Origin of the sequence: Pantoea nemavictus (genome assembly GCF_037479095.1) — a bacterium.
In the GTDB taxonomy this organism is placed as follows: Bacteria; Pseudomonadota; Gammaproteobacteria; order Enterobacterales; family Enterobacteriaceae; genus Pantoea; species Pantoea nemavictus.
In genome coordinates, this window is sequence record NZ_JBBGZW010000001.1 from 1319538 (window position 1) to 1335299 (window position 15762).

General features: G+C 57.0%; 15 protein-coding genes. 4 read left to right on the forward strand and 11 right to left on the reverse strand.

From position 1 onward, the window contains the following. The first annotated feature begins 393 nt into the window (after positions 1–393). The 4 genes from WH298_RS05965 to WH298_RS05980 all read left to right on the forward strand — a co-directional run bounded on the left by WH298_RS05965 (position 394) and on the right by WH298_RS05980 (position 6240). Positions 394–3624 (forward strand): transporter substrate-binding domain-containing protein, encoded by a 3231-nt coding sequence (locus WH298_RS05965; RefSeq protein ID WP_191322098.1) that lies wholly within the window; start codon positions 394–396, stop codon positions 3622–3624. Further along, positions 3621–4325, forward strand: a complete 705-nt coding sequence (locus WH298_RS05970) for a response regulator (RefSeq protein ID WP_180822443.1) — start codon at positions 3621–3623, stop codon at positions 4323–4325. The genes WH298_RS05965 and WH298_RS05970 overlap by 4 nt, the downstream gene beginning before the upstream one ends. Before the next feature lie 131 nt (positions 4326–4456). Further along, on the forward strand, positions 4457–5521 hold the full coding sequence (uxuA, locus tag WH298_RS05975; protein ID WP_036622076.1) for a mannonate dehydratase: 1065 nt from the start codon (positions 4457–4459) through the stop codon (positions 5519–5521). Positions 5522–5817: 296 nt separating this feature from the next. Continuing rightward, the gene (locus WH298_RS05980) at positions 5818–6240 is read left to right on the forward strand and encodes an ester cyclase (protein WP_180822444.1); all 423 of its coding nucleotides are present in this window, start codon (positions 5818–5820) and stop codon (positions 6238–6240) included. On the opposite strand, the gene WH298_RS05985 is transcribed toward WH298_RS05980, so the two are convergent. From WH298_RS05985 to WH298_RS06035, 11 genes are all read right to left on the reverse strand, one after another. Continuing rightward, positions 6237–6659, reverse strand: coding sequence for a MarR family winged helix-turn-helix transcriptional regulator (locus WH298_RS05985; protein ID WP_235440714.1), 423 nt, complete (start codon positions 6657–6659; stop codon positions 6237–6239). The genes WH298_RS05980 and WH298_RS05985 overlap by 4 nt on opposite strands. A gap of 58 nt (positions 6660–6717) precedes the next feature. Continuing rightward, positions 6718–7983, reverse strand: coding sequence for a beta-ketoacyl-ACP synthase II (fabF, locus tag WH298_RS05990; protein WP_180822446.1), 1266 nt, complete (start codon positions 7981–7983; stop codon positions 6718–6720). A 30-nt stretch (positions 7984–8013) separates the two neighbouring features. Then, positions 8014–8544: a winged helix-turn-helix transcriptional regulator gene (locus WH298_RS05995; protein ID WP_036622070.1), complete on the reverse strand. Its 531-nt coding sequence runs from the start codon at positions 8542–8544 to the stop codon at positions 8014–8016. A 174-nt stretch (positions 8545–8718) separates the two neighbouring features. Beyond that, on the reverse strand, positions 8719–9411 hold the full coding sequence (locus WH298_RS06000; protein WP_007893102.1) for an amino acid ABC transporter permease: 693 nt from the start codon (positions 9409–9411) through the stop codon (positions 8719–8721). Between the two features lie 15 nt (positions 9412–9426). Continuing rightward, the gene (locus WH298_RS06005) at positions 9427–10113 is read right to left on the reverse strand and encodes an amino acid ABC transporter permease (protein ID WP_191322179.1); all 687 of its coding nucleotides are present in this window, start codon (positions 10111–10113) and stop codon (positions 9427–9429) included. Between the two features lie 87 nt (positions 10114–10200). Then, positions 10201–11016: a transporter substrate-binding domain-containing protein gene (locus tag WH298_RS06010; RefSeq protein WP_007893098.1), complete on the reverse strand. Its 816-nt coding sequence runs from the start codon at positions 11014–11016 to the stop codon at positions 10201–10203. Positions 11017–11036: 20 nt separating this feature from the next. After that, the gene (locus WH298_RS06015) at positions 11037–11774 is read right to left on the reverse strand and encodes an amino acid ABC transporter ATP-binding protein (protein WP_049850676.1); all 738 of its coding nucleotides are present in this window, start codon (positions 11772–11774) and stop codon (positions 11037–11039) included. Between the two features lie 10 nt (positions 11775–11784). Beyond that, the gene (locus WH298_RS06020) at positions 11785–12351 is read right to left on the reverse strand and encodes a peroxidase-related enzyme (RefSeq protein WP_049850675.1); all 567 of its coding nucleotides are present in this window, start codon (positions 12349–12351) and stop codon (positions 11785–11787) included. Then, positions 12348–12830: a hypothetical protein gene (locus WH298_RS06025; RefSeq protein ID WP_180822447.1), complete on the reverse strand. Its 483-nt coding sequence runs from the start codon at positions 12828–12830 to the stop codon at positions 12348–12350. The genes WH298_RS06020 and WH298_RS06025 overlap by 4 nt, the downstream gene beginning before the upstream one ends. Next, positions 12827–14281: an NAD(P)-binding domain-containing protein gene (locus tag WH298_RS06030; protein WP_180822448.1), complete on the reverse strand. Its 1455-nt coding sequence runs from the start codon at positions 14279–14281 to the stop codon at positions 12827–12829. Before WH298_RS06030 ends, WH298_RS06025 begins: the two co-directional genes overlap by 4 nt. A 352-nt stretch (positions 14282–14633) precedes the next feature. Next, on the reverse strand, positions 14634–15593 hold the full coding sequence (locus tag WH298_RS06035; RefSeq protein WP_180822449.1) for a LysR family transcriptional regulator: 960 nt from the start codon (positions 15591–15593) through the stop codon (positions 14634–14636). Between the last annotated feature and the right edge of the window lie 169 nt (positions 15594–15762).

The window sequence follows — 15762 nt, forward strand, 5'->3', positions numbered from 1 at the left end:
GGCTGAGGGAGAGGAAATAAGCGCTATTTTGCCTGCCAGGAAGTTTCTGTAAATAAAACAAATGAAAAGCCGATTAGCAGCGGTAAATTGCGCCGACTTCAGGAGTAACGTCGAAACTATGCAGCAAAAACAGCTGACTTAACTTAATTAAGTACCAGCCAAAAGTACATCACTTCCCCTTCTCGTGCGCGGCTGCGCTTTTTCATAACAAACCGTCCTAAGGCGCAACTAAGAAAATTCTTAGTTTTATTTAATTATTGTTGTGCTGCGTGCCGCTGTGAGAAGTCATCTGGCGCATTGAAGTCGCGTCGATAGGCTGCACCGCCACGCTGGCCGTGCATGACGCAGGCATTGATGACTGAGAACTGATTCGTGGGCAAACGCATTCTAAGCATGATTTTTCTATTGGGCTTTTCCCTCTCTGCCTGGAGTGCATCCCCGCTCAATTTCACACCGCGTTATGGCTTAGTGGCGCCGGAAGTCACCCTGAATCCTGCCAGTCAGCAATGGCAAACGCGCCATAAGGTGTTACGCGTTGGCATCTGGAGCCACTCGTTGCCGCCCTATTCGGTTGAGCTGGAAAAAGATGCCTTCGAAGGCTTATCGGCCGACTATCTCGCCATCATCGCCAAAACACTGAACCTGCCGGTAGAGATCAAAAAATTCGATAGCCGCTTAGAGCTGGTTGATGCACTGAATAATCAGCAAGTCGATTTAATTCCTTACTACCCGCAGTCCGCCAATCACCAGACCAAACTGGCGCTCAGCATTCCCTATTCGCTGGCGCAAAGTGTGTTGATTAGCCGTCGCCAGGCAAAGTTTGATCGCGAGTTGAAAGATAGCCGCTATCAGCTGATGTACTACGGCGATGACGAACTGAAAGCGCTGCTGCACCAGCGCTATCCGCGGGCGACGTTAATCCCCGCCTCGCCCCCGTTGTGGGCCTACACCGATACCGCCTTTAAACAAGACGCGGTGTTCTGGAGCAATTCCGCTACCCAGCGCTATTTGTCACAGCGCGGCCTGCAGAACATCATCGAAGCACACAGCACGCCGTATACCAATGATGTCGACGCGCGCTTTGCCACCCGCGCCGGCAACGAAGCGCTGATCGCCGCGATCAACGAAATCCTGATCAATATCCCGCTGCGCAATGCGGTACAAATCGCCGAAGCCTGGGGGCTGGATTATCAATCCGTAGTGAAAAATCATCCGCTGGATCTGACTGAAGCAGAAGCCCGCTGGCTGGCGCAGCATCGCGATATCACCGTCAAATACGATCCCATGCATCTGCCTTTCACCTTTCTTGATGAAAAGCAGCGCGTGGCGGGCTTGAGCGTCGATCTGCTGAAACTGATCTCGCAGCGTACCGGCATCCGTTTTCACTACCAGCCGATGCAAGGCCTGGCCAACATGCGCGATGCGCTGGTTAATCAGCGGGATTCATTGATTGTGGTCAGCGATGCCGCCTCGCAGCAAAGCCAGCACATCAGCTACACCCGCTCTTATATCTATTCTCCCTGGGTGGTGATGACCCGCAGCGACAGCCATTGGCGCAGCTTTGATGAGATGGCGGGCAAACGTATTGGCATTTATGAGCGCTCTTACTATCGCTTTGACCTGCGTCGTCGCTGGCCAGAGATCGATTTCAATGAAAACGCCGTCTCGATTGATTCACTCGGGCAACTGCAGGAGAAGCAGGTAGACGGCTTTATCGTGCCGTATGAGTCGGCGCAGTATCTACTCAACAATCACTTTAACGATCGCTTCAAAGTGGCATTTGTGGCGCCATTGCCGATGTTTCGCATGGCGATGGCCACCAACGCGGCGGATGAGCACTTGATTGCCATCCTCAATAAAGCGCTGTCCGATATTCCCCAACCCACGCTGCAGTCGCTGATGGAGCGCTGGATTAAATACACGCCGCCGGCCACCAGCACCTCGTGGCAAAGCTATCGCAGCTACATATTACGCATTGTCGCGATAACGGGTGCTTGCCTGCTGTTTTTCCTGTGGCGCAACCATTTACTCAAATCTTCGCTGGCGAAACAGCGTCAGCACGAGCGGGAAATCAGCAACCAGCTGCATTACATCGAAACGCTGCTGGATGATGTACGTAAAGCGAAACGAGCGGCGCTGCGTGCCAGCGAAGCCAAAAGTACCTTCCTTTCGCACATGAGCCATGAAATCCGCACGCCGCTCGCCGCCCTGATTGGCCTGCTGGAGATCGAACATTTGGGTCAAAGCGATCAACAGCAAAGGCAGAAGAATATCGATCTGGCGTGGCAATCCTCGCGTTCACTGCTGTCGCTGGTGGGCGATATTCTCGACCTGGCGAAAATCGAATCCGGCCACTTCAGCATCCGCCTGATGCCAATGTCCTTGAGCGATGTGGTGTACGACACCGAAGCGCTGTTCCGCCAGGTTGCGCACAATAAAGGCCTGGCACTCAAGGTGATGCTGGAGATCGATCAGGATTGCGTGCTGTTCGATGCGGTGGCGCTAAAGCAGATTCTGGCGAACCTGGTGAGTAATGCCATTAAGTTTACCGCGCAGGGCGAAGTGGAAGTGGCGCTGTATCAGGCTGATATCAGCAAACCCGAGTACGTGCTGGAAGTGTGTGACAGCGGCGTTGGTCTCACGCCAGAACAGCAGCAGGCGATTTTCGAACCCTTTATTCAGGTCGATCAGGGTACGAATCGCGTGAGCGGTACTGGACTTGGACTGAATATCTGTCGCCGCCTGGCGGTAATGCTGGGCACCGAGCTGCACGTGGAGAGCGAACCCGATGCCGGCAGCGTCTTTATGCTGCGTTTCACCGCTCAACCCACCACGATAACTGCAGCCGAGGCAGAAACGCCGCAGGTGGATTCGAGCGCTCAGGTTGCCCTGCGCATGCTGATTGTGGATGACAACGCCACCAACCGCATGCTGCTGTCCCAGCAGCTGCGTTACGCCGGACATCATGTGCTGGTGGCCGACGGCGGCGAAGCGGCGCTGGCCCTGTGGCGCGAACATGAACTCGATCGGGTGATCACCGACTGCAACATGCCCGGCATGGATGGCTTCGCCTTTACGCGTCAGCTGCGCGCCGAGGAGAAATTACTCAATCGTCGTGCCGTGCCGGTTTACGGCCTGACGGCGATGGCGGAGGAGCGCGTCGCGCAACTCGCTACCCAAGCCGGTATGAATGGCTGCCTGTTTAAACCGCTGGAGCGTACGCAACTGCTGCAGGTGGTGACGGGCGCGCCAACGCATCAACCCCGCCATGACACCTTGTTGACGCTGGAAAATCTGGCGGCCAACGATCCGCAAGCCTGGCGCGATCTGGTGATCACCGCCCAGCAGCAAAATGCGCGCGACCTCGCTCAGTTACAGCAAGCAGTAGAAGAAGAGGATTTCGCCAGCGCGCGTCATGCCGCACATCAACTGCTCGGCAGCGCCAAACTGTTACATGCCGAAGCCCTACAGCACAGCTGCTACGCCAGCGAACAGGCAGCAGAACAACACGACAGTGCGCAACTACAACACCATCTGCCCGCGGTTGTCACCGCAGTGGCAGAGCTGAATACGTTGTTCCAGCGCGCATTAGAAAACAATGACAATGAAGAGGTGAACTCATGAAAGAAGGTGCAATCTGGCAGGTGGCGGTTTTAGACGATCATCCGCTGATCGGTAAAGCCATTCAGTATCGTCTGGCGCAGGAGGCCGATCTGGACCTGGCGGGTGCTTTCTCCCAGCGCCAGCAGCTGATGGCGTTTTTGCAGCGCCATACGGTTGATGTGCTGGTGCTTGACTACATGCTCGGCGAGGACGAGCTCGACGGCCTGCAGATGGTTAAACAACTGCGCGTGCGCTATCCCGAACTGAAAATTCTGGTCTCCTCGGCGGTGGAGAAACCGGCCATCGTGCAGCTGCTGCTGAAAGCCGGCGTGCACGGCTTTGTCGGTAAAAGTGAAGACCAGGAAGTGTTGATTACTGCGCTGCATCAGGTGTGTCGCAACAAGCGTTTTCTCACCGCAGATATGTTGATGGAGATGGATAAGTTCCACGAAAGCGATCGCGAAATGCATGATTACCTGCTGCCGCGCCAGATGGGTGATGAGATCACGCTGATCTTGCGCGAGCTGAGCCCTCGTGAACTCGAAGTGATCCGCTGCTATCTGGATGGCTTAAGCGTCACGCAGATCGCAGTCAAATATGCGCGCAGTCGCAAAACCATCAGCGGACAAAAACAGACCGCGCTGCGCAAATTAGGCTTACGATCCGATCTGGAGTTGTTCAAATACAAAGATCATTTCAATGATCTGGTGGTGCAGCATTAAGGCTCTACCGGCGGGGATAAAGTGTGTTCTGTGACGCGGATCAAGGCATATTCCATGCGTCACGCTGTCATGATGTTTACTAGAATGGTAGTTTATCAGTTATCACAGACACGATAACGGTGGATGACATTATGCAACTGACAATGCGTTGGTTTGGTCCGAAAGAAGATAAAGTTTCGCTGGAATATATTCGCCAGGTGCCGGGCGTACGCGGCGTGGTTGGCGCACTGTACGACGTGCCGGTGGGTGAAACCTGGCCGGTCGATAAGATCAACGCGCTGGTTGAGCAGGTGCATGCCGCCGGATTAACCGTCGAAGTGATCGAAAGCGTTAACATTCACGACGATATCAAAATTGGCCTGCCGAGCCGCGATCGCTATATCGAAAATTATAAGCAGAGCATCCGCAACCTGGCGGACGCCGGCGTAAAAGTGATCTGCTACAACTTCATGCCGGTGTTCGACTGGATGAAGACCGATATGAACTACGTGCTGCCAGACGGCTCGCTCACCATGGCTTTCGAGAAGAAAGGCATTGATAAGAGCCTCGATGAAGTGGTGCAGGAAGTGTTAGGCAACTCAAACGGTTTCGCCCTGCCGGGCTGGGAACCTGAGCGTCTGGCGAAAGTACAGGATCTGTTTGCGCAATATAAAGATGTGGATGACAACAAGCTGCGTGAAAACCTCGCTTACTTCCTGCAAGCGGTGATCCCGGTGTGTGAAGAGGTTGGCGTGAAGATGGCGATTCATCCGGACGATCCACCGTATTCGATCTTCGGCCTGCCGCGCGTGGTGAAAAACCGCGACGATCTCGACTGGATCTGTAACGTGGTGGATTCTGAAGCCAACGGCATAACGCTGTGCACCGGATCGATAGCGGAAGATCCGAACAATGATGTCTACGCCATTCTGGCTGAGTTCTCGCGCCGCAAACGTATTCCGTTTGCCCATGTGCGCAACATCAAGATTATTCAGGACAAAGATTTCTACGAGTGCGCGCACCCAACCGAGTATGGCTCGCTGGATATGTATAAAGTGCTGCAGTCGATGCATGACAACGGTTTCGATGGCTACATTCGCTCGGATCACGGCCGCTTTATCTGGGGTGAAACCGGACGTCCCGGTTATGGTTTATACGACCGCGCGCTGGGCACCACCTATTTGCTGGGACTGTGGGAAGCGCTGGGTAAGCGCTGAGTTTGGTGCGTTTTTCCCCTCACCCTAACCCTCTCCCGCCCGCGGGAGAGGGAACCGACCACGCCCCATCTAACCTTATCTAACTCCATCATTACACCAGCACCTCCCTCTTCTACGCGGATAAGGGCACTTTTTGCTCCCTCTCCCTGTGGGAGAGGGCTGGGGTGAGGGCATCAGCACGCAGCAGGCTCTATTCGCAGCAAACTCCGCACATAGCACAACATAACTAACACCCCTTCCCCCGCTTACCGTTAAATATATACAGTTTAACTGTATATATTCAGAGGGGAATCAGCATGTCAGAACAGAACAAAGCCGTGGTGCGCCGCTTCAACCAGCAGGTGATTGCCGACGGCGATCGCCAGGCGTTCGAGCAACTCGTCGCAGAAAACTTTATCAACCGCTCCGCACCTGCCGGCGCGCCTAACGATCGCGAAAGCCTGTGGCACACTTTCGATCAGATCCTGCGCCCTGCTTTCTCAGAACTACAGGTGCAGATTGAGGATCAAATCGCCGAACGTGATTGGGTCACCACGCGTAAAACTATTCGCGGCATACACAGCGGATCGCTGATGGGGATCGCACCCACCGGTCTAGCGGTGACGATCGCGGTGATCGATATGGTGCGGATCGAAGCGGGGAAATACGCCGAACATTGGGGCATGAACACGCTGCAGGCGGTGATCAATCAGCTGCGCAGCGCCAATTCGCCCGGCTAAAGCAGCTTGCGCAGCACAGCCAGACCTTGCTGCAGATCGTCGCGATCGTGCTCGTTAAGCCGATCATCAATGCGCGCCGCAATCCACTCAGCGCGCTGTTGACGTGCGGCGGCCAAAGCAGCGCGTGCCCGATCGCTCAGCACAATCACCTGGGCCCGCGCGTCCAGCGCACTTTTTTGCCGCAGCACCAAATCCTGTGACTCCAGCTCGTTAATCACCAGACGCATACTTTGATGCTTCACGCCGCGCAGTCGCGCGAGGTCCGCGATGGAGAGCGCCTGATGGCTGTCGAGCAGATCGAGGGTTTCATATTGCGACGTGCGTACGGTCGCCGTGGCAACACGCACATTACGCACCAGATGACTGACAAGCTGGCGGAGTTCTTCCGCCAGCTGCTGGGTTGAGGTTTCAGTGGTCAAGTTGGCGATTCCGGCAAAATATCTTCGCCCCATTATAGGGAATCGCGATAAATCTGCGCTAGCGCCAGGCTTTAAACAGCAAACTGGCATTCACCCCGCCGAAACCAAAGCCGTTGGATAATGCATAGGTCATCGCCGTCGGCTGTGCGGTCAACGCCACCAAATTCAGCCCTGCCGCCGCTTCATCCGGATGTTGCAGGTTCAGGGTTGGCGGGGCAATTTGGTCACGCAGCGCCAGAATCGAAAAGATCGCTTCCACGCCGCCCGCCGCACCCAGCAGATGCCCGGTGGCCGATTTCGTTGAGGTGATTGCCACCTGGCTGCCGGCAAACAGTGCAGCGATCGCCGCCAGCTCACCCTTATCACCCACCGGCGTCGAGGTGGCATGCGCATTAATATGCTGCACCTCAGCAGGGGAAATCCCGGCCTGCGCCAGCGCGGTTTCCATCGCCCGGCGCGCTCCTTCGCCATTTTCCGGCCCGGCGGTGAGATGGTAAGCATCCGCGCTGGTGCCGTAACCCACCAGCTCCGCCAGCGGCGTGGCGCCGCGCGCCTGGGCATGTTCCAGCGATTCAATCACCAGCAAACCCGCGCCTTCGCCCATCACAAAGCCGTCACGGTCACGATCAAACGGGCGCGAAGCCTGCTCAGGACGATCGTTAAAACCGCCCGACATCGCCTTCGCCGCGGCAAATCCCGCCAGGCTAACGCGATGGATCGCCGCTTCAGCGCCGCCACACAGCGCAATATCCGCTTCGCCGCTGCGGATCAGTCGTGCCGCATCGCCAATCGCCTGCGCCCCGGCCGCACAGGCGGTCACCGGTGCGCCAATCGGCCCGCGAAAACCATGTGCAATCGAGACGTGTCCCGCCGCGAGGTTGGCGAGAAACGAAGGAATGGTAAACGGCGACAGCCGACGCGGCCCACGCGCAGCGGTGGTTTCTACCGCGTTGGCGATTTCGTTAAAGCCGCCGATGCCGGTGGCGATCACCGTGGCGGTGCGCTGCTGCTGCGTCACATCCTGCGGCGACCAGTTGGCCTGCGCCAGCGCTTCATGGGCGGCCACCAGCGCGAACTCGATAAAGCGATCCATTTTCTTACGATCTTTGGCGGCAATGATGCCGTCGGGATTAAAGCCGTGCTGCGCATCCTGCTCCAGCGTTGGCACCTGCCCCGCCACTTTGCAGGCGATATCCTGCACCATCTCTGGCGGTAGGGCGCTGATGCCCGATTTTCCCGCCAGCAGCGATTGCCACACCGCCTCCGTGCCGCAGCCAAGCGGCGAGACCAGCCCCATGCCGGTGATTACAATACGTTTGCTCATAAATAACTCCTTTAAACCGCCGGCTTTACATCAAAGAACCGGCGGTGCGAATTTCACTGCGTTGTCTCCAGCGCGTTTTTTCTGCAGATAGTCATGGCGATAGTGCATCATCGGCACCGCCGCCGGGCCGGGTACCATCTGATATTTGTCCAGGCTAAGCGGCTGACCATTTTCGCTATCGACCAGTTGCATCTTCACCGGACGCTGAGTGGCGGTTTCCACCAGCTGCATCTGGCGACCTTCCGGCGAAAAGTGCGTACTGCCCCACTCCGTCAGCGCCAGAATCACGCCGCGAAAATCGCGTCCGATTGGCGTGAGATGATATTCGTAGCGCGCCGGACTGGTGCTGTAACACACCTTCTGTAGCAGGCCATCCTCCACCAGCTCTTTTAGCCGACGCGACAGAATGTTGGGGGCCACGCCGCTGCTTTTCTGGAACTCATCGAAGCGGGTAAAACCGGCCAGCGCATCACGCATGATCAGCATGCTCCAGCCATCGCCGATACGGCCGAGGCTGCGCGCGACCGGACAAGGCATGTTGCAAAGCGGTTGGTTTTTCAAGGCTGGATATCCGACATTGTTTTGGTGTCGAATACTGTTACAGAGTGACTTTCATTTTGCAAGTGACTTGCAAAATGAAAGTTATGATGGGGTATGCTTATTTGCGCAATAAATTGCGCCGCTACGGGTCGGTGCACTTGCTCGTAGCGGCGCGATTTATCGCGCGATTTTTCATTAGGTCCGCACCCGCAGCGCCGCCTCAATCTTGTCGGCAATCTTAGTCACCACATACGCAATCACCATGTAGAACACCACCGCAATCAGGAAGGCTTCGAGGTAGTAGAAATTCAGCGCTGCGGTCAATTGCGCCTGAGCGAAGATATCCACCACTTCAATGGCAAACGCCAGCGACAACGCTTTCATGATCACCATAAAGGCGTTCGCCAGATCGGGGATCGCCGCCACAATAATCTGCGGAAACATTACCCGACGGAACAGCTGGCCGCCGCTGTAGCCCAGCGACAGTGCAGCGTCAGATTGGCCGCTATCAAACGAATTGAGCGCGCCCTTCCACACTTCCGCCTGGAACGCCGCTACGCAGGCGCTCAGCGCGACGATAATGATCACCCAGTTCGGCAGCGAGTGGGCATTCACTTCCACGCCAAACAGGGTGGCGACATAGTGCAGCGCCGGCGGCAAACCGTAATAGGCGAGGAAAATTACCACCACCATCGGCACGCCTTTAAAGGCGATCTTGTACGCGATCACCAGCTGGCGCAGCACGGGAATGCGGCGATGCTCCACAAAGGCGAACAGCCCGCCGAGCAGCGTCGAGCAGATAAACACCGTCACTGCCATCAGCAGCGTAACCGGCACCGCATCGAGAATGCTCCAGAAGTCCGGCAGCAAAACCTCAAGATCAAACATGGTTGCTCCCCCTTATCAGACGCTGGTGAATTTCACGCGTGCAGCGGTTTTCGAGCTGTACTTCGCGTGACGTTGTTCGAAGAAACGGATAATCAACCAGGCCACACCGCACAGCAGCGAATAGAGCACCGCCAGCACCAGATAGGTACCGAACTGATACTGGTTGTAGTCGCGTTCCATGATCAGATGCGCGGTCGCCATCACATCCGCCGCGCCGATGTACATCACCAACGCCACGTTATGAATCAGATAGATAATCGCATTGCCGTAACCCGGCAGCGCGAAGTGCACCGCCTGCGGACCGACAATGCGCAGCATTTTCTGGCGGAAGCTGTAACCCATGCTGTCGGCGGCGTCGTGCTGGCCGCGCTCCACAGCAAGAAACGCCGGACGCATCACTTCCGACAGATAACCGCCGTGATAGAGGCTCAGGCCAATCATCGCCGCGATATTGGCGGTGACAAAATCGCTGAAGCCGAACTGCTCAGCCACCAGCGGCAGACCATAAAAGGCGACAAACAGCTGCAGCACCACCGGCACGCTGCGCGCGTAAGAGACGTACAGATCCACAAACTGGCTAATCACCGGAATGCGGCGCACGCGGAATACGGTGGCGATCAGCGCCAGGAAGAACCCGACGATCATCGCAACAAACATTATGCCGAGCGTCAACGGCAGCGCCGAGAGCAGCTCGGGAATCATCGAAGTCAGATTCACGGTGAAACACTCCTGCTAACAATGAAGCAACGCCCGGCTCAGCACCGGGCGCAGCGGCTTCAGGTGAATCTGTTACTTCATGTACTTGGTGACGTCTTCGCCAAACCACTTCTGCGCCAGCTTATCCAGCGTGCCGTCGGCCTTCAGCTGCTGCAGCGTTTTATTGATGTCATCGTTCAGCGCCTGGTTTTCAGCGGAGCGGTGAATCAGCACGTAAGTGTTATTGATGGAAACCGGCTCACTGGCTTTGATCGCCAGTTTCTGGTTGTCGATCACCGTCTGCTCGCCGAGGTTTGAAGGCAGGATCAGCGCATCATATTTGCCACGCTGCACTTCCTTCAGACGATCCGGATACGGCACGCCCGCGCTCGACGCTTTGATCTCCACCTTGTCATTTGGGTTGTCCTGCTGCCACTGGGTCACGAATTTGTACACGCCGCCACCTGCGGTAACCGGCACGATGTTTTTGCCGACCAGATCTTTCATGCCGTTGATATTGCTATCGCTGCGGCTGTAGATCTTCATCAGGCTGGCACCAATCGGCGCATCCGGGATCAGGAACTGTTTGCTGCGCGTCGGCGCTTTGTAATAACCGCCGGTCGCCATGTCATATTTACCGGTCGCCAGGCCGGTTTCCTGGGCGATATCCGCCGCGCCTTCCATGACGAATTTGTACTGCGGCAGTTTGGCGTTGATGGCTTTCAGCACGTCCGGCTCGTAGCCCTGCGGCTCGTGACCAATCGCGCCCCACGACAGCGGTTTGGATTCCGCCGCGGTAGCGATTTTGATGGTGCGCACCGCGTCCGCGAAGCTGTTACCGCTGATCAGTGCCAGCGCGATGATGCCAGGCGCGGCCAGGCGACGTAATGTGGTTTTGATTGCAGGCATGTGGTTGATTCCTTTAATTATTAGAATACGCGTTCTGAATTGAGGAACTGAGCAAGGCGCGGCAGGGTGGGATTATCAAACATCTCAGTCGGGCTGCCCTGCGCGGCCACCACGCCCTGATCCATAAACACGATGCGATTAGAGATGCTTTTGGCAAACTGCATCTCGTGCGTCACCAGCAGCGAGGTAATGCCGGACGACGCCACGTCTTTAATCACTTTCAGCACCTCGCCCACCAGCTCTGGATCGAGTGATGAGGTCGGTTCATCAAACAGCATCACGTCCGGACGCACCGCCAGCGCACGGGCGATGCCGGTACGCTGCAGCTGGCCACCGGAAAGCTGCGACGGATAGTGATCGAGCTTGGCGCCCAGACCGACGCGCTCCAGCTCCTGCACTGCGATATCGCGCGCTTGCTGTTTGCTTTTGCGTTGAATAACGATCAGCGGATCCATCACGTTTTCCAGCACCGTCATGTTTTTGAACACGTTGAACTGCTGGAACACCATCGCGGTACGCAGCCGGATCGCCTGGATCGCCGCTTTGTCCGGTGCCTGATAATCCATGCGAATCTGATCAAGCTGAATGGTGCCGGATGCCGGTTTCGCCAGATAGTTAATGCAGCGCAGCAGCGTGGTTTTACCGGTGCCGCTTGGCCCGATGATCGACACCACATCGCCACGTTTTACCGACAAATCGACGCCTTTCAGGATCGGCGTGCTGCCGTAAGCGAGCTTAATATCGTTGAGTTCTAACATGCAGCAGCCCCTATTTATTCAGGTCAGCATGGCCAAGCACATGCATCAGACGGTTGGCCCAGCCGAAAATGGCGATGGCGTGGATCAGATCGATAATCTCCTGATCGTTCATGCCGACCGCGCGCAGTGCCGCCATATCCTCAGCGCTGGCCTCTGACGGCGTGACGGAGAGACGACGGGCAAAACGGTAGATCGCCGCATCGCGCTCGCCGAGCACATCGGCACGATCGAAGTAAATCGCACTGACTACCGCATCACTTTCTGCCAGCTGCGCATGGCGGCGTGCGTGCACCACCGCGCAATATTTGCAGCCGTTGACGATCGACGCGCCCAGCGCGCCGAGTTCACGATCCGTACGATCCAGCCCGCCCTCAACATACATAATGGCGTTGAACAGCACGGTGCGCGCCACGTAGCTGTCGGGATCGTGCGCCAGCGTGCGCACATACTCGGAGATCTTCTTGTTCGATGGCGTCACTTTCATCGCATCGAGCTGCGCGGGCGTGGCGTCTGCCACTTCGACCGGCGCGATATAAGGGTGCCAGTGCAGCGGCTTGAGATTAACCGACGGAATCATGCAGACCTCAACAAACGTAATCCGGCCGCAACGCGCGTCTGGAAGTTAACAAAAGCGATCAGTTCAGAGAGCGCCACAATCTGCGGATTGCTCAATCCTGCCTGTTCCAGCAGGCGAATGTGCTGCTCGGTGGCGTTCATTGGCTGCTGCGTGACGAGATCGGCATGCCGCGCGATAGTCGCCAGCGGTTCGGCGAGATCGCTGGCACCGGCCGCCAGCGCCAGCAGCGCGTCTGAAGGCTGCAACGCCGCCAGTTGCGCCTGATAATCGTGTTGCAGCTCGGCATCGCCATTCAGCTTCGCCATGCGCTGCGCCAGCGCAAAACGCACATCCGGCGCTAAGCCCTGATCATCATTAGGTGCCAGCACCGATACACGGCACTGTTCTGCGCCATCAACAAATTCCGGGCGCAGGCGGCGCGTACCGTACAGCGCATCTTCAGCGTTTAAGCCGACTGCGCGATCAATTGCGTCACTCACTGCGCGTTCTCCTGGTTGAGTAAGGGCGTGGAATCCACCCATTCATCGCCCTGCAATTCAGGGGTGTCAAAAGCCTGTAAGTTGGCGTAATGCTGCTCGACGTCTTCGGCAAACAGCGACGCGCTGATGCCGCGCACCAGACGATCGGCACCGGCGCTCACCGCCGGAATATCGCCGGAGACTTTGCCGTGCGTCAGCATGGCGGCATCGTTGAAGCAGTGAATATGCGCCAGTCCGGGACACGCGCCTGGCGTCAATTCACGGAACTCAAAGGCGGGACCGAGATCCGGCGCTTCAAGCAGATTGGCGCGCGGCGCGCCCATTTCTGGCTGGTAACGCCCGTCGCGCCAGCTGCGGATATGCGGTGCGATGGCGGCAAACTCTGGGCGTCCGTGGAAATCGTTGCTAAAGCCGGTCGCGGCAATCAAAAAGTCGTAGCGCAGCGGGCCCTGAGTGGTTTCGATCAGCAACTCATCGGCCTGCTGTTTTACCGCTTTGATGCCGCAGTTGAGGAAGAAGCGGGCATTAGCATGACGTGAAACGCGCAGTGTCGAAGAACGCGGCGGCGGCGTTTGCGTAGTCGCGGTGTAATCCACAAACTTCCATTTCCATGCGTCCGGCAACTGATGCATCCCGTGCACCACGCCCTGGCTGCCAATGCCGGTCATTTTGTTGATGCGCGGCATCTGTGGGCGGCGAATCAGCAGATCCACAGCAGCCGCGCCGTTTTCCAGCGCGGTGGCGGCGTTATCCATCGACGATGCACCTGCGCCAATCACCGCAATGCGTTTGCCCTGCAAAGCAGCGAAATCAATGTCGTCAGCAGAGTGCGCCCAGAATTTACGCTCGATACCCTGCAGGAAGTCCGGTACGGCAAAACCGCCAAGGCCAGAGCGTCCGGTAGCCAGCACCAAACGGCGGGTGTAAACCCGGCCGGTTTCGGCACCGCTGAGATCGAGCGCGATTAACTCACCTTCGAAGGTAATATTGGTGACGCGCACATTGTTGCGCACCGGCAGATTCAGCACCTTGCGATACCAAATCAGATAATCCATCCACTGCGCTTTGGGAATTTTATCCAGCTCCTGCCAGGCTTCTTTGCCCCACTGCGCAGTGAACCACGCGCGGAACGTCAGCTGCGCCATGCCGAGCGCCGGGCCATGCAGTGACTTCGGTGAACGCAACGTTTCCATGCGCGCAAAGGTCACCCACGGACCTTCCAGCCCGGCGGGCGCGGCGTCATAGGCCACCACGTTGCTGATGCCGGTAAGCTGCAGTTTAGCCAGCGCCGCCAGGCCACACATGCCTGCACCGATCACCACCACATCACGCACCGGTGCGCCATCCTGGGTGCGCGCTGGCACCCAGGATTTCGCGGGCAGTTCAAGATATTCCAGATCCTGCTGCAGCTGTGCTTCCAGCGCGGCAAGGCCATCGGCGGCATAAGTCATACACGTTTTTCCCTGAAATAAGCGGCGGCCAGCAAACGGGCGAAACCACTAAAGTGCATTGGTGACTATGCATTCTCATTATCCTGATAACACATAGTTAGTGGGTATTAATCACCAAATCACATAGTAAGAGCTAAGGTTTCGCATAATCCTCTTGCCCTAAAACGGAGTCAACAATCTCGCTCAGCTTTTGACCAATGGATTTCTTATATCTTATGCCGAAAATGTTATAAGGCCTTAAGAGGAGATTTTTCATACGCTGGCTAATGACCTAAATCACGCACCTTCCGTAGCGGCGCGATTTATCGCGCAATAAATTGCGCCGCTACAAAATATGATTTGGGTGAGAGGTTTAATCCTGATTAATCAGGCGCATAATGCGCGGATGCTCGCTGGCAGGCAGGCGTTCAAAGCCCGGTAGCAGATGGGCCGCAGCGTCGGCTAAGGCCTCCACCAAGGCCTGTGCAGCAGCGGAGATTTGTCGCCCTTGCGGCGTGATCACGCCAAAGTAGTACGGAATATCCTCCTCCAGTGGACGAATCGCCACACCGGCCAGCGGCATGCCCCAACCGGTCACCGGCTCAAGAATCGCTACGCCCAGTCCGGCGCGCACGCAGCCGAGAATATTGGCGGAGGAGTTAGTCTCGATGGTTTCATGCAGCGGCGTTTTGACCTTTTTCAGCGCTTTTTCATAGCGCCCGCGTAGACGCTGCGGGCTCCACGGCGCAATCAAACGGCGTCCCGCCAGGCTGCTGAGCGACAGCCGCGTTTGCGCCGCCAGCTCATCGTTCTCCGGCAGCGCCACGACGCACTGCGACTGCCCAATCCAGTGTAGCTCCACCGAGTGATGCTCCAGCGGCAAGCTGCACAAACCGAGATCGGCCTCAGCGGTGATCACTGCATGCGCGGTATTAACCGCGGATTCGCTGATGATCTGCACTTTGTTCTGCAAATTGAGTGCGGCCAGCGCCTGCGGCAGCAACCCCGCCGCCAGCGCGGGCGTGGCGGCAATACTCAGCGGACGATGCTGTTGGTGAGCGATCTCCTGCGCGCGCAGGCGAATCTGCTGCAACGAGAGCAGCGCTTTCTGCACGTATTGATGCAGCTGCAACGCCTCTTCCGAGGGATGAATGCGCGGGCCGTTGCGGATAAACAGCGGATAACCGAGCGACTGTTCCAGTTCCTGAATCAAGCGCGACACCGCCGGCTGTGAGCGATTGAGCGCCTTCGCCGCTGCCGTGACGCTCCCTGCAGAGATCACCGCCGAGAAGGCTTCCAGCTGCCGCAAATCCAGGTCGTTTAAAATGGTCATCGCGCGATTTTTCCCTAACTCATTGATCACTCCCGACATTGGCGCGGGAAAGTTTTCATCATAGAGAGAGTCGCGGGAATTAGCCACTGGGTGGACAGTGCGCTTTGTCCCTCACCCTAGCCCTCTCCCGCAGGCGGGAGAGGGAACCGTCCTCTGCGGAATTCAGCAT

Bases quoted from the DNA above. Each gene is read 5' to 3' on its own strand.
- WH298_RS05965 (WP_191322098.1), top strand. From the start codon at position 394: ATGATTTTTCTATTGGGCTTTTCCCTCTCTGCCTGGAGTGCATCCCCG.
- WH298_RS05970 (WP_180822443.1), top strand. From the start codon at position 3,621: ATGAAAGAAGGTGCAATCTGGCAGGTGGCGGTTTTAGACGATCATCCG.
- uxuA (WP_036622076.1), top strand. From the start codon at position 4,457: ATGCAACTGACAATGCGTTGGTTTGGTCCGAAAGAAGATAAAGTTTCG.
- WH298_RS05980 (WP_180822444.1), top strand. From the start codon at position 5,818: ATGTCAGAACAGAACAAAGCCGTGGTGCGCCGCTTCAACCAGCAGGTG.
- fabF (WP_180822446.1), bottom strand. From the start codon at position 7,983: ATGAGCAAACGTATTGTAATCACCGGCATGGGGCTGGTCTCGCCGCTT.
- WH298_RS06000 (WP_007893102.1), bottom strand. From the start codon at position 9,411: ATGTTTGATCTTGAGGTTTTGCTGCCGGACTTCTGGAGCATTCTCGAT.
- WH298_RS06005 (WP_191322179.1), bottom strand. From the start codon at position 10,113: ATGATTCCCGAGCTGCTCTCGGCGCTGCCGTTGACGCTCGGCATAATG.
- WH298_RS06010 (WP_007893098.1), bottom strand. From the start codon at position 11,016: ATGCCTGCAATCAAAACCACATTACGTCGCCTGGCCGCGCCTGGCATC.
- WH298_RS06015 (WP_049850676.1), bottom strand. From the start codon at position 11,774: ATGTTAGAACTCAACGATATTAAGCTCGCTTACGGCAGCACGCCGATC.
- WH298_RS06020 (WP_049850675.1), bottom strand. From the start codon at position 12,351: ATGATTCCGTCGGTTAATCTCAAGCCGCTGCACTGGCACCCTTATATC.
- WH298_RS06030 (WP_180822448.1), bottom strand. From the start codon at position 14,281: ATGACTTATGCCGCCGATGGCCTTGCCGCGCTGGAAGCACAGCTGCAG.
- WH298_RS06035 (WP_180822449.1), bottom strand. From the start codon at position 15,593: ATGACCATTTTAAACGACCTGGATTTGCGGCAGCTGGAAGCCTTCTCG.